This window comes from Shewanella sp. A22 (assembly GCF_053850585.1).
Genome location: NZ_JBSQBN010000114.1, coordinates 1 through 14,661, shown reverse-complemented (window position 1 = coordinate 14,661; position 14,661 = coordinate 1). Strand labels below are relative to the sequence as shown.

The 14,661-nt window shown below is 41.3% G+C and carries 8 protein-coding genes and 1 pseudogene; 5 read left to right on the top strand and 4 right to left on the bottom strand.

The window, feature by feature from the left end; translation table 11 throughout:
- Positions 1-323: 323 nt before the first annotated feature.
- A complete protein-coding gene (locus ACWXWT_RS16595) occupies positions 324-3,479 on the bottom strand; it encodes a DUF3427 domain-containing protein (RefSeq protein ID WP_456042686.1) in 3,156 nt (1,051 codons plus the stop codon).
- Positions 3,480-3,594: 115 nt separating this feature from the next.
- A pseudogene (locus ACWXWT_RS16590) lies at positions 3,595-3,846 on the bottom strand (DUF4172 domain-containing protein); the annotation flags it as partial.
- 275 nt (positions 3,847-4,121) lie between these two features.
- Between ACWXWT_RS16590 and ACWXWT_RS16585 the strand changes: the two are divergent.
- From ACWXWT_RS16585 to ACWXWT_RS16575, 3 genes are all read left to right on the top strand, one after another.
- Positions 4,122-4,895: a type IV toxin-antitoxin system AbiEi family antitoxin domain-containing protein gene (locus ACWXWT_RS16585; RefSeq protein ID WP_059746852.1), complete on the top strand. Its 774-nt coding sequence runs from the start codon at positions 4,122-4,124 to the stop codon at positions 4,893-4,895.
- 5 nt (positions 4,896-4,900) lie between these two features.
- Positions 4,901-5,833 (top strand): nucleotidyl transferase AbiEii/AbiGii toxin family protein, encoded by a 933-nt coding sequence (locus tag ACWXWT_RS16580; protein WP_456042685.1) that lies wholly within the window; start codon positions 4,901-4,903, stop codon positions 5,831-5,833.
- A gap of 180 nt (positions 5,834-6,013) precedes the next feature.
- A complete protein-coding gene (locus tag ACWXWT_RS16575; protein ID WP_456042684.1) occupies positions 6,014-6,754 on the top strand; it encodes a sulfotransferase family protein in 741 nt (246 codons plus the stop codon).
- Positions 6,755-7,285: 531 nt separating this feature from the next.
- On the opposite strand, the gene ACWXWT_RS16570 is transcribed toward ACWXWT_RS16575, so the two are convergent.
- The gene (locus ACWXWT_RS16570) at positions 7,286-9,370 is read right to left on the bottom strand and encodes a phytase (RefSeq protein ID WP_456042683.1); all 2,085 of its coding nucleotides are present in this window, start codon (positions 9,368-9,370) and stop codon (positions 7,286-7,288) included.
- A gap of 79 nt (positions 9,371-9,449) precedes the next feature.
- Positions 9,450-12,200 (bottom strand): TonB-dependent receptor, encoded by a 2,751-nt coding sequence (locus tag ACWXWT_RS16565; RefSeq protein ID WP_456042682.1) that lies wholly within the window; start codon positions 12,198-12,200, stop codon positions 9,450-9,452.
- Between the two features lie 356 nt (positions 12,201-12,556).
- Between ACWXWT_RS16565 and ACWXWT_RS16560 the strand changes: the two genes are divergently transcribed.
- Both ACWXWT_RS16560 and ACWXWT_RS16555 read left to right on the top strand, forming a co-directional pair.
- Complete coding sequence (locus ACWXWT_RS16560) at positions 12,557-13,531, top strand: GGDEF domain-containing protein (protein WP_456042681.1); 975 nt, start codon at positions 12,557-12,559, stop codon at positions 13,529-13,531.
- Positions 13,528-14,538, top strand: coding sequence for a helix-turn-helix domain-containing protein (locus ACWXWT_RS16555; protein ID WP_456042680.1), 1,011 nt, complete (start codon positions 13,528-13,530; stop codon positions 14,536-14,538). Before ACWXWT_RS16560 ends, ACWXWT_RS16555 begins: the two co-directional genes overlap by 4 nt.
- The last annotated feature ends 123 nt before the right edge of the window (positions 14,539-14,661 follow it).

Below are 14,661 nucleotides of genomic sequence, written 5' to 3'. Positions count from 1 at the left end.
TCAAAGTCCTTTATGCTTCGTTAGATGCTTTCAAAATAGAATCACTATTCGCTTCAATCATCTGCCTTGCCTACAGCACTTTGAACTCCCGCTGAAAGATCACATATTTAATAGGATTGGTATTAATTCAACGCAGTTAGAAAGACAAAGGACTGCTTGAAAGGCGTTTGTTATTCAGAGTTCAGGTTATCTAGCGAGTTATCGACAGGTTTATTCGTTAATCCGCCCACCATATCGTCCTCTGCAACACGCCGTAAACCCATCCATGGGGGCTTGACGAAAACATCCTGTTTTCAACAGCTGCAGATGCCAACATGGTTAGCTTATCCTACGGCTAATTTTGCAGCTTCATGCCACATAGCATCAGGCATGGGAGTCATTAACTTCCATGTTATATTCATAGGCTGCGCCCCAGAGTGTTCTATGTAAACCGCTTCGCCAAAATTGACAAAACCCATGGTGCGGCCGTTTTCATCTTTAGCTTGTTCACGCACAAACAAAATCAATTTACGGCCCATTTTTTCATGCTCGATATAGCTTAAACCTCTGCCATATTCGGGTCTCGCACTATTTTGAGATTGCCAATGGAATAGCGATTCATTAATTGCGTAGTCATGGAACATGGTCGTTGGTGAAAATTGTTTGACTGACTTTTTCAAGGTCACAAACAGTAATTCAACGTTAAGATCGTTAAGGACTAAAACGCCTTCCCTTGCGGTTGATTTTCTGTCAAAAGAACTTGCACCACTGGCGGCGAGTATTTGTTCCCTGGTATATCTTGAATGCATTTTTAAGGTAGGTATTGAAGGGATGTGCATTTCAAGTTCGCTATGATGAATTCGATCTATAAGTAACGATATAACATCAAGCAGTTCTGCTTGTAATTGAGTATGTCTCAACGCAGCTAAACTTTGCTTAAGGCTAGAAAAACCTAGCTCGGTTCCTGACTTATCCCAAAAATTATAGTGGCACATTAATGCAAATTGGCACTGGGTCGCATCCATATCATCGAAACTGAAGTTATCGATAATTAGCTGCTTTAAAAACTGCAAATATGAAATGGAATTGCAGCCGAGCAAATGATAATTTATCGCACGGTAGTAGGCTTTAGCTAGAATTACGTTTAAATTTGGCTCATTAATTTGATTATTATTTGCACTACCAACCAATTCTAACCAACTCATTTTTAGCTTATAAATGTCTTCTAAATTAACATTAGGATTAAAGCGCAGAAAATTAGATAGGGTTAAGGTTAGCGTACTTTGGTGCTCAAAATTATTAATGAGCTGTCGTAATCGATTGGCATTCATCGTTGCACGACTAATATTTCTTAAAATCATTGCCTGAGTCTGTTCTTCAAGCTCAATTCGACACCCTAATGGTAAATGAGGGAAATCATTGATTATCTCATCTTTAATAGATTGATTTGTTTTACCAACCAGCGCCCTAAACTTTTGTGAAAAATCATATTCATCACGAGAATTACCCACAAAATCCAAAACTGTGCAGCACTGTTTATCATCCGTTAAACGCAATCCTCTTCCAAGCTGTTGTAAAAAGATTGTCAGGCTTTCTGTTGGACGCAAAAACAATAACGTATCAACTTCTGGAATATCTACGCCTTCATTAAAAATATCGACCACACACAAAATATGCACATGACCGCTAACTAGGCTTTGCCGCTTTTGTTGACGTTCATGACTATTGTCACTGGTGAGTACATCTGCACTAATACCGGCTAGGGTAAACTTACTCGCCATGTATTCGGCATGCTGTTTACTGACACAAAACGCCAAGGCTTTTATTTGATGAATGTCAGTGACCGTATCATTCAGGCTGCTAATAATGCGCATGACTCGCTGCTCATTATGAGTATAAAGATTGCTTAGCTCTGCGATATCATAGCGCCCTTGATGCCATTTTATTTTACGAAGGTCGGTATCATCATCAATAGCAAAATACTGAAAAGGACATAAATAGCGCTGATTGATTGCTTCGGGCAAACGGATTTCTGCCGCTATAACCCCACAAAAATCATCAAGGATATTTTGCCCATCATGACGCTCAGGCGTGGCAGTCAATCCTAATAAGATGCTAGGTGCGAAATGTTCTAACAATCCTCGGTAACTACTAGCAGCAATATGATGCACTTCATCTATCACAATATAATCATAAAAATCAGCGGTGAGCTGTAAGCTTGATAATTGCAGATTCAAGCTTTGTATCGAAGCAAACAAGTGCTGGTAGCTATGAGGCTTATGCTCAGCAACCCACAATTCACCAAACTGATTATTCTTCAATACACCACGATATGCAGACAAAGCTTGCTTAAGAATTTCTTGTCGATGGGCCACGAATAAGAAATTAGCTTCTGGATGCTGTTTATAAAAACGTGCAAAATCAAAAGCAGAAATAAGCGTTTTACCGGTGCCCGTTGCCGCAACTATTAGATTTTTATACCGCTGATGAATACTCCGTTCAACATTTAACTGCTCAAGAATCTCTCGCTGATGTGCAAAGGGTTTTATATCAAAATGAAAGGTGCAGCTTTCATTATAACTCCCTTTAGCCTCACGTAATGCTTCATGAAGCTTGTTTTTAGATTCTATATCGCCATCAAATAATTCAAATTCATTGGATTGCCAATATGACTCAAAAGTGTTGAGGGATTTATCGATTATGTGAGGAATTTCTTGGGTGGTTATTTTTAAATTCCATTCAAGGCCACTCGTCAACGCAGAATGCGATAAATTCGATGACCCAATATAACCAGTATGAAATCCTGTATTGCGCAAAAATAAATAAGATTTCGCATGCAGGCGCTCGCGCTTGGTGTTGTAACTCAATTTAACTTCGGTATTTGGAAGGCTTGCTAAAAACTCAACCGCTTTAGCATCCGTCGCCCCCATATAAGATGTCGTGATGACCCGCAGGGTTTTGCCACTTCGAGTGAATTCTTCAAGCTCATTTTTAAAAATCCGAATGCCTGCCCACTTAATAAAAGACACTAACCAATAAATTTTATCTGCTGAGCGGATCTCACGCTTTAATTCGGTGTCTAAAGAAATTCCGGCATTACTACCACAAAAAAGTTCGCTTTGGCTTAATCCTGTTAGCGGATAAATGGCTTTAGTAAACGCAGGAAAGTCCGTCGATATGGGATTTTTTTTATCAAATAGCGCTGTTAATATACGGCCTTTACTATCGAGTAAGTTTTCAGTAATCAATTGATCATCTTGAACATGATCTTTCAACCAAAGCACTAACTTATTTGCCAAGCCGATTTGCTCTGTGAGTTGATTGTCTCCGCTAGGGATTGCACCAATGGCACTCTCCATTATCTTGGTCAAAAATCTCGATAGCCAAACGCTGGCCTCAGCGCTTTCTAATGGCCGCTCACCTAAATAGAACACATCACGATTGATGCTTTTATCTATCAGTTGAGTAATAAGCTTTTCATAAATACCAACTTGTTCCATGTCAGATAGGCCTTTTGAAAGTGAAAACACTAAGAATATACCATAGCAATAAGTGCATATTACGACTAAGAATAATATTATTTATCAATAAAATGCTTACAGAACAACGATTAAATTAGCGCACCAACACATACCTTGTGCTTCTACCGCCCGCGCCGGTTTTGACCAAACATTGTTGTTCGACTAGTTGAGCTAAATGGCGGGTTGCGGTTGCGCGGCTGACTTTAGCCACTTTTTGATATTGGCTACTGCTGATCCCATCACTAAAATCACCATCAAGCAGCCGGTTAAGTACCTTAACTTGTTCTGTTGTTAACGCTGGAGTGAATAAGTGTTGGTCCACTCGAAGCCAAAATTGGATTTTAGCAGTGGTTTGCTCAATGCTATTAATAGCATGAGGCGAATAGCAAGTTAATGACATCTAAGCTGACTGATTTATCTGTATCACCACATCTTGCTAGCTCTAAACTAACGTTGAAAAGTAAAAAAACTTAGTTTGAAAAACTAAACTTTTACGGCAATGATTAACGTGTAAATAACAAAGCTTAAACTTTTATAGATAATAAAGTTTGAATAATGAACAAAATACGTCAATAATCAACGTATATTTAAGCCTAATCAAACCAGATGCGATAGTCGAACATGCTGAATACTAAAGCCAGAACACAACTACAGAATGCACTGCCTTTGGATATGGTAGCCACAAAACCATGGCTTGAAGCACAAGGGCTCAGCCTGCACTTTCTGGACAATGCTGTACGTAGCCGAACTTTAATTCCTCTTACCGCTGGGGTTTATGTAAGACTGGAGGCAAATCTATCCTGGAAAGGTCTTGTTGCTTCTGTACAACGTATGTCAGATAGTCCTATTCATGTGGGAGGCTTAACAGCGTTAGAGCTTGAGGGTTTGGGGCATTATGTGTCTATCGGCGATAAACCTAAAATACAGCTTTATTCTAATTCCGCATTACCTCGCTGGCTGGACAGAATCGATATTTCAGCAGAGTTTGAATGGCATGGCACAAAACGTATATGGCCAGAAACACTGATGCACAATAGTCAATATCTACGACAAAACACGTGGAGAGAATCACTCCCTCCGCTTTTTTATTCTTGTCCAGAAAAAGCGATTCTTGAGCTCTTAACAACAGTGCCCCAACACACTAGCTTTGAACACGCGGATCAAATTATGCAGGGGTTGAGCAATCTTTCACCACGTAAGTTGGATGTCTTACTTAAAGCCTGCTGCAGCATCAAAATTAAACGGCTGTTTCTTTGGCTGGCAAATAGACAACAACATGCCTGGCTTAAGTATCTGACACCTGAACAATATGACCTAGGCACAGGCAAGCGACTTATCGCACAAAACGGCAAACTAGAGCCAACTTGGCAAATCACTATACCCAAGGAGATGTAACCAAGATGGATAGAAAAAGCCATTATTATCGACAGGTCCAACTGTTACTACAAGTTATTCTCTTTGTTGCCCAGCACGATTGTTTTGCTCTTAAAGGAGGGACGGCAATCAATTTGTTTGTTCGTGACTTTCCAAGGCTTTCCGTTGATATTGATCTGGTATTCCTGCCCATGATGGCAAGGCAACAAGCCTTACTGACAATTAAAGAGAACTTAGATACATTAGCTTCATCCATCATAAACAGCATCGATAACACCCGCGTTATTCGTTCATACCAAGATAAAATTGATGCGCTACGTCTATTAGTAGAACGAAATGGTGTTCAAATTAAAATAGAGCTTTCTCCAGTTCTACGTGGGACGGTTTACGAGTCAAAACTCATTTCTGTAAATGAAGCTGTTGAAGATGAATTTGGTTTTGCTGAAATGGTAGTTGTGAGTTTTGCCGATCTGTATGCGGGTAAGATTTGTGCAGCGCTCGATCGCCAACATCCAAGAGATCTTTTCGACATAAAGCAATTACTTGATAACGAAGGACTTACCGATGAACTACGTAAAGCACTACTGGTATATATTATCAGTCACCCTCGTCCAATCGCCGAACTACTAAATCCTCATTTTAAAGACATCTCAGATGTGTATCGAGGTGAATTTATTAACATGGCTGAATACGATATCCCACAGACAGAGCTTGAGGCAGCACGGGAACAATTAGTGAAAATAATAAACATCTCGCTAACACGAGAAGAACGAACATTTTTATTGTCATTCAAAAACCGATCACCCAACTGGTCATTGCTTGGACTTTCCGGTGTTGAACAATTACCCGCCATACTTTGGAAGCAGAAAAATTTAACTAAGATGTCTCCAGATAAGCATGCATATGCTTATGACCGGCTTAAAAGAGTTCTTGCTGCCAAGCCCGCAACTCCAGTTTAATTTAAGCATTCAATTTGTGAAAATAGCAATTTATTTGCCTCACCATATGAGGCGAATAACATGGTTAATTGCCTCATGGCTCCTACTAGCAAGCTCGATAACACCTTGGCTGGCATTTCGGTATAATCATTTACTGATTCAATAACCTTCAATTTTTATCACTCAATGCGACTGTAATTAATGATATCCAAGCAGACTGAACTATCGACATCAGCACAAGCCACTAAGCCCAAACCCACTTTGACGAATGAGCTGGCTAATAAAGTATTTATTATCGGTTTGCCGCGTACCGGCACAACCAGTGTGAGTGTGGCCTTGCTTGAGCAAGGGTTAACGGTTGCCCACCAAGCCTTTACTAAGCAGGCGTTTATGTTGGCCGATGCTGTGTCTGATGCGCCGTGTTTTAGTGATTATCAGCAATTAGATACGCTATTCCCCAACGCTAAATTTGTCTATTTAGATAGGCCGCTAGATAAGTGGTTACCGTCGATGCAAATGCTATTGAGCAGAATGTTAGTACATTTAGATAAAGACAATGGTCGCTTTCATCCAATAATGAAACGCAGCTTTAATCATTGTTTTGATATATGGCAGGTTGAAGATGTGTTTGATGAAGAGCATTTAACGGCCTGTTATCAACGCCACCAGCAGCAAGTATTGAGCTATTTTGCAGGGCGAGATGACTTTATAACCATTGATATCAGCGTTGCAGGTAGCTTTGCTACCTTGCTGCAGTTTATTGATTTAGCTGGACCTGATACGGCCGAACTCCCGCAACTGAACTTTCCACCGTTAAACTTTCCACAATTAAACATGGGCCGCAATGTGGCCTGCTGGGATGAATATAAACACCCAAATAAAATTAGCGCTAATGCCTCTGGCCCAGATAAACGTAAGTTTTTTGATTATAAACTCGGTTAATTATTCTATCAGTAGACAGCTTATATTTGCCGCGTTTGTCTTGCTCACGAGCAGCTTATTCACAGAGTCGGACGCTATTGATGTAATACCAATCTCATTAAATATCTGGTCAGTTCACATATTTAATAGGATTGGTATAATAGGTTTATGGGTTTCAATTTATGCTTAAACCCAAAAACGACAGGGAGCAGATGTCCCGTCGCTTTTACAGTAAATAATTAACCCATTTAACGATTTATATTCAATGCTTTGCTAGGGCCCGTTGATCTTTGCTGGTTAAGTTTTGTTCGAGATAAAAACGTTTTAATCGAGGCGAGAGGATTGTTGCCTAGCAATCTAAGCTACTGTTACTTAAGGAAGAGGACTCAACAAAGAGTAAAACGTTTTTAGTCGAACCCTTCGGGCAGCGTTTGTTGGTCATTTTTACTGCATTATCGACTTTTTATGTAGAATAACGACACCACAAAGTCTCTTCTTTGTACAAATGACCAACAATTCGCTGCAAAAACAACCTTGAAAGATCAACAGGCCCTAGTTGAGGTGTTTAGCAACACTGCTCCATGGCAACCATTTAAATGATTGATTAGCACTTGGCATCCTATTACGACCATCTTGCACGACTAACATACCTTGTTGCCATGGGCCTGCCCCCACGGGTAAATGGGTTACGGCCAAACCATCAGTTTCAGCGCTGCCATCAACGCCCGCTTCCAGATTAACGCCAATTCTAAAACGACCCACTTGGGCATAAGGCGCAATACTTTGGTACACAAGATACGAGTTATTGCCCTGGCTCGACACCACTAACAAACTCTGATCTTTATCTTGATAAAGTGAAATACCTTCGACATCAGCAACTAACTCTTTACCTGTTTTAATAATCAGTTTACCTTTTTTGCTGCCGTTTGGTTTAGCATCAAAACGCCAAATACCCTGATCTTCTTCACCGATAAATAATGCATGTTGCACTTCATCAACAACACAACCTTCAACTTGGCTGGGGGTGTGAATATCTCTAACCAGTGTAATGGTAGGCTGCTGTTTATCCCAACCAACTTGGTATTGAGCAATACGACCAGACTTCTCGTTGGCAAATACATACAGATTTTGTTCATCTTGGTATAAACACATGCCATAGATATCAACCATGTCTGTCGCTTGATCAATATATTGGCTAATATGACCAGACTTGTTGATTTCATAAAAGGCGAGCGCATCATGGTCTCGTTGAGTGGCAACGGCGATATCACGTTGTTTCCCCCCAAGATTGACACCTTGCCTTAAATCGACATTGTTTATTCGTCCAGATGGCAGGGCTTGAACTTGTTCACCCAGCATATTAAAACTCAACAATCCCCATCGCTTGTTTGTGCCTAAAATAAGACTCTTCTCTGGCGTGGTTGGATGGATCCAAATAGCCGGATCGTCCATTGTGTCACCCACTCTGTCCGAAGGCGTACTTTCCACCCAAGCTGGGATTTCAACAATATGATCTGTCGAAGTTGTGATTGCCCCTAATGTTAAAGCCATGGCGCCCTCATTAGGCAAATCACTCAATACATAGGCATCGGATTTATCGTCAAATAATGCCACTGTTAAGGTTGTGCCTTGAAATGGCTGCCCAACACTAATACGCTGCGCTTTTTTGACCGGGACTGACCATTGCAGACCTTGTTGGTTGTGAATATCACCGTTTTTACTCACCGCCAACAATTGCCCATTAAAACTGGCGATGCCATTAAAGTCATTAGATGTAACAGGCCAAACGAGTTGTGCCTTTTGTTCGCCAAATGGACTTGCATCAATTTTCCAAACTCCAGCTTGATGTTCGAGGACATATAAATCATCGCCGATCATTGTGCAGTCGATACTACCAACAGGTACCGTTTGACTACGCATCATTCTTGGCGACCAAGTGTCTTGGCTAGCGAGTAGCCATTGTTCACTTTGGCCAGATTCGCTACCAAACCACGCATAGAGATAACCATCTTGTTTGCGAGGCTGCATACATATCCAAGTCACTTCAAAACCGAGTCTAGGTAATAAGGGATATTTGCTTACACGAATGTCATTAGCTTGATTGGCGTTATTTTTTGCTGTGCTGTTAATGGTTAGTTTTAACGGCTGAACACGATCTTCTCGGGTGTCGTAAGTTAACGCAGTTTGGCCATATTGCGCTAATAACTCAAATTCTCCATCAAGCAATAATGTCACTTCGGCAGTTTTTGGGTCTTCGAGGTTATGACTTAGCGGCTGACTATTTAACTGTGACTTGTCTACTGCCATTGAGGGAACTTGCATTAAGCCCTTATGTTCACTCACAAATAACCAGCTTTGATCTTGTATGGTTCCTTGTTGCTTCATAGAAAGAGGCACAATTTGACTGCCTTTGAAACCTTTTACCATCAGGGTATTTACTGCGTTCTTACCCGTAGTTTGATCTGATACCGCCTTGGTCGTATCAACTTTTCGCTCAGTAGTCTTGTTAGTATTTATATCCGTTTGCTCACAAGCGCTGGTAACTAACATCAGCGTCAGTAACCCTGTAAATATTGCAGCATTGGTTTTTCGACTCATGACGTTTAACACATTGGCGGTTAACTTTATCTTTGGCATTATATTCATCACTTTCATTATTAAGTTATATAAAATAGACTTACTATCAAATAGTTAGCAACTAATACGACTGGTCGTTCTAAAAGTTCACGTATTGCATGCCTAGCTGAAAGGTTTGGCCGTATTCTTCGTGTTGAGTGTTAAAAGCAGCATTTCCTGTGTAGCTGTAATAAGGCTCGTCGGTAATATTAATGGCTTTAAAGTACATGCTTAAACTCGTCGTAATATTGGCTTTGGCCACTAAATCCCACTGAATATGTGAGTCTTCATAAAGATCGTATCTAGCGTCATCTATTTCAGTGACTTCTTGTAAATATTCAGATTTATAAGCGGCCGATAACCATATGCTAGCGTAGACATTTTCATAACCTAACGAGAGATTAGCCGTTAAATCTGACTGACTTGGCATGGAAATGTCACGGGTTTTAGTTACTCCGCCATCAAACCAGCTAATTTGAGCTTTCGAGTCAGCATAGGTCACATTCGAGTTAACGACTAAACCATTAAAAGGCTCTGGCAAGAAGCTCAGCTCTTGCACGTAATTGAGCTCAACACCAAAAATATGGGCATCATTACCATTAATGTAAGTCGTTGCACTATTAAAATCTTGGTATTCACCTTGTCCGGCGATATCGGCTTCATAAATGAAGTTGTTAATGTCTTTGTAAAACACCCCCGCAGAGAGCAAACCGATATTGCCAAAATAGTGCTCGATGCCAAAGTCTAAGTTCATAGACTCCAGCGAATCGAGATCTGGATTACCAAAACTAGCGTCAACATCACCATCATCTTCTTCTAATAGATAACCCGGTGCCAACTGGCCAAAGCTTGGGCGAACCAAGGTGTTCGTCCACGCTGCGCGCATTAAGGTCTTATCGTTCATTTGATATTTAAAATGTAGTGCAGGTAACCAATGTTCTTCTTTCCGTTGATTTTCGACATTGATAAAATCACCACTTACGCCGTCAAAACCGTAACCTTTAGCGTCCCATTTATTTTGTTCAAAACGAAGGCCGGTGAGAATTCTCAGATTGTCGATGTCGATGTGACCCATGAGGTAAGCTGCATTCACATCTTCTGATATGTCAAAGTCGTTGATGGTTGATTCAATCTCGTCTTTATTGTTTTCCGCCTCAAGACTGTTCACTAAAGCCCAAATCGATCCCGTGTCAATGCTAGGGCCGAATCGTCCTAAATTATACTCGGGTTCTTTACCGCTATATTGGCTTAACGACAATGCTTCATCTGACACACCTTGCTCGTCAAAATCACTATAAATCCAAATATCTTCACGATTTGTCTTGTCTCGGCGGCTCAGTTTGGCACCGGTTTTAATCATTACCGGATAAGTGTTTAAAGTCAGTGAGCGACTTAAATCAAACTTAACATTATTGAGTGTGTCTTTGGCTTTGGAGTCCGCAACCTCAATTTCATCGAGTTCAAAAGTATCGGCTAGGTAATAGCTTTCAGGTGCGTTGATTTTCGGAACATGAGTATCTGTAAAGCCAATGTGTTCAATCTCAGTGGTAAAATCGGCACCCGCTATATTTAACGGTTTTTCTGCGCTAGCCGTGCTGTGACTGAGCTGATAATTAACCGTCCAAACATCAAAACGCGACTCTCCACCAAACACCATAGAAGTAATATTTCGATTTTCAGAGCGCGACTTTAAAGATCGTGTGGTTTTGCCTGTGGCTAACTCATCAACAGCCACACCAGGCTTCCATTTGGTACCGATAGCATTACGGGTTTCAGTGTCATCAAATTCACTATAAAGGGTACGAAAATAGAGATCGTGATCTTCGGTCAGGCGATAATCAAAGTTAATCCCCACCCCGAGACGTTCACGGTTAATGTCGTAGTTTCGTTGTTCTACTTTATCGAGTGTGGCGTTTGAATAACCTTCATCATCAAAGTCCCATTTGCCACCCGTCTCAACATTATCAGAACCAAAGTCTCGGTTATACCAACTAGCGGCAATGGCTACCCCTAATTTTTCGGCAAAGATATCACTATAGCTAGCCGCTATTTTAGGATTAGTTTGATCGGTTAATGTCTCTTGGCTAGCTTCGCCACTCAAGCTGAAATAACCTTCGTCGCGATCAAATGCAGATAAGCTTTTAACTTCAATCGCACCGCCTAATGAATCAGCATCCATATCTGGTGTTAAGGTTTTACTCACTTCAACAGATTGCAAAAGATCTGAAGGCACAACATCTAACGCTACTGCTCGACGGTCACTTTCAGGGGAAGGCAAACGCGTGCCGTTCATTGACACTGCGTTATAGTCTGGTGCCATACCTCGTACACGTACAAAACGGCCTTCTCCTTGATCGCGCTCAATTGAGAGTCCTGAGACGCGTTGTAGTGCTTCACTGATATTGCTATCTGGAAAATTACCAAGTACATCGGCACTAAGTACACTAAGTACGTTGTCAGCGCCTCGCTGACGGTTCATCGACTTACTTAGCGCCCCTTGTTGACCGACAATTAACACATGCTCCACATTAGCTCTGGCAAGATCAAGCTGCAGTGAAATGGTCTTATCATCCATCACTGTGATGCTTTGCTGTTGCGATGCAGCGCCTAAATAGTTAACGGTAACGGTATAGTCTCCAGCGGCCAATCCCACAAAAAAGAAGCGTCCATCACGCCCAGCTTGTTGGCTTAAGTTAAGTTCACTAATTTCTACCGTTGCGCCTTGTAATGGCTGTAAGGTTTTACTGTCACGGACGTGACCTTCCAATTTGCCGACAGCAAATGCTTGGCTACTTAATCCAGCGGCTAAAAGTGCAATCGAAATGGCCTTCAAAGGCGTATTAAATGACATGATGCTTTCCTAATTGGCAAATTGAATCAAAAGGTGTGTATCGAGTTGCGGCTAACTTAAGATACAAAAATGTCAGATTTGTGAACGATGCCTTCTGCGACGGCTCAAATAGGCCTGAAAATGGTTTTTTTTAAGATTTGTGAGCCAATATGACTCGTACAAAGCCAGTATTCTTTGCCTAATGCTCCCCCTTCAATAAGGCTTGACTGTCCACCAGCAAGAAATACATTGAATTCTCAAAATAAATACCCGTTCGATGAATAGTTAATGAGCTAATTTGACCTTTGCTCGAAGTCACACTGTTGTCATATTTGTCCGATAACGTTCAAATCAATTGTTCGTTTATTGGTATTGAAATGTCTTATCCCGTGAATCACATTAGATTGGTGCTTGCTTATGGCATAAGTCTTTTACTGGTGCTTTTACTGCCATTATTACTATGGAAAATTGCTGAGCCGAAACCCGCGGCAATAATTGATTGGCTCGACATAGTCACAGAAGGCACGCTTTTTTTAATGGCAATGTGCTGGTTAATGGTCATCTTATCGGCACGCCCTAGTGGCCGAGTAACCAATTTATTAATTTGGGGTTTAAGTAGCTATTGTCTGGGTTGTTATTTAGATCTTCTCGATGAAGTGTTTATTGTGGGTACCCTACCAGCGTACAACTTATTTGAAAAAATTCCGACGCCAGTAGGATTACTGTTACTGACGGTTGGTTTATGGCTGTGGCGTGACGAACAAGCGCTCGTCAATCGGCAGTTACAAACCCGCGAGCAATTTTATCGACAGCATCATTTAACCGACAGATTAACCTTATTAAATGATGCGAATGCCTTTGAACATCACTTGATTAACCAGCTATCTAAGGGGCAACAGTTGGGTTTAATCATGCTAGATATTGATCACTTTCAGGCAATTAATCAAAGCCGAGGAATGCGAGAAGGCGACCGATTATTATCCGATGTGGGACAATGGATTAGTTCTGAAATACGCAATCACGATTTAGTATGTCGTTATGCCGGAGACCGATTCGTGGTGTTAATTGTTGGCGCGCAACCTGCTTTCGTGTCGGTGATGTCTGAACAATTAACCCAGGGGATCCATAAACTGGGTTGCAGTGCCTGCTCAGTATCAATATTTCCACCGCCCACATTAATCAACTCGTTAACAGAACCTGCCGAGCAAACAAATGCCGTATCATTAAAATCGCAAGCCAAAGCCCAAGCGGCAATATTACTACAGGGACTTAACGATAAAATGTTAGCCCAAAAAGCCAAACGCGGCACGAACCGACAACAAAGCCATGCTTCAGAGACCATTGCCCCATGAGAGCGCTAGCCACTTGGCAAGACAAATGTATCGACAGTCATTTACTGGTCGCGAGTTTGTTGTCCTTGTTTAAGCAACGCGATTTGGATTGCCATAAGTTACTGCGTGGAACTAGTATTTTTATCGCGGATATTAGAAAACCAGAAACCAAAATTAGTCCGAAACAATTAAATCAGTTAATCGATAACGCCTTGCAAATTTGGCCCCATGGTGACCTAAGTTTTTTACTTGGGCAACAGTGGCTGCCCGCGCAGAGTGGTGTATTAACTGCGGGGGTATTCTGCGCAAAAAATCTAAATGAACTTGCGCAGTTTTGGTATCGATATCACTGGCTAACTCATCCGTGGCTTCAATGTTGGCACAAGCAAGGAAGTAGTCAATGGCACTTTCTACTCAGTTTTGATCTGGGATGTCATCAACATATACAGTTTTTTATCGAACTTAGCCTGTCGTCTTGGGTGGCCTGCTGTAAACAGCTTATGGGAGAAAGTTGGCAAGGCAGTGTGAGCTTTCCATATGCTACCCCTGATAACCTTGCCCAATACTATAAATATTTTGGCACCGATGTGAGTTTTGATGCGCCATTATGCCGCGTATCGATGCAAAAACACTTTATGGATAAATCACTACTATTTAATCCCGTCGGACATGGAGGGTTAATTAATCAACCTCGACATATCTTACGCAATTGCAGTCCTAGACTTGGGCTAGCCAGTGCTATTCGTATGCGATTAATGCATCACAGTGCAAATTTACCCGAAATGGCGACAGCTCTAGAAATGAGTCCAGCTACGCTAAAGCGACGCTTAGGTGAAATGGGGCTAACATTTGGTCAACTTGTCGACGAAACAAGACTCATTAAAGCATTATATTGCCTTGCAACGTCTCAGGATAATAACCAATCTTTAGCCGCTTCATTAGCCTTTAGCGACCCCAGTAATTTTAGGCGATCATTTAAACGTTGGACCGGACAATTACCGAGCTATTTTCGCTGTTGGTTAGCATAATACCAATCTCATTAAATATCTGGTCAGTTCAGAGTCTCTCAGGTTTTTCAATTCAAGGCACATTGATGTAGAAATGGTTGTTCCCTTTTAAATCGATGTAACACAGAAGTGGAATACCTGAGA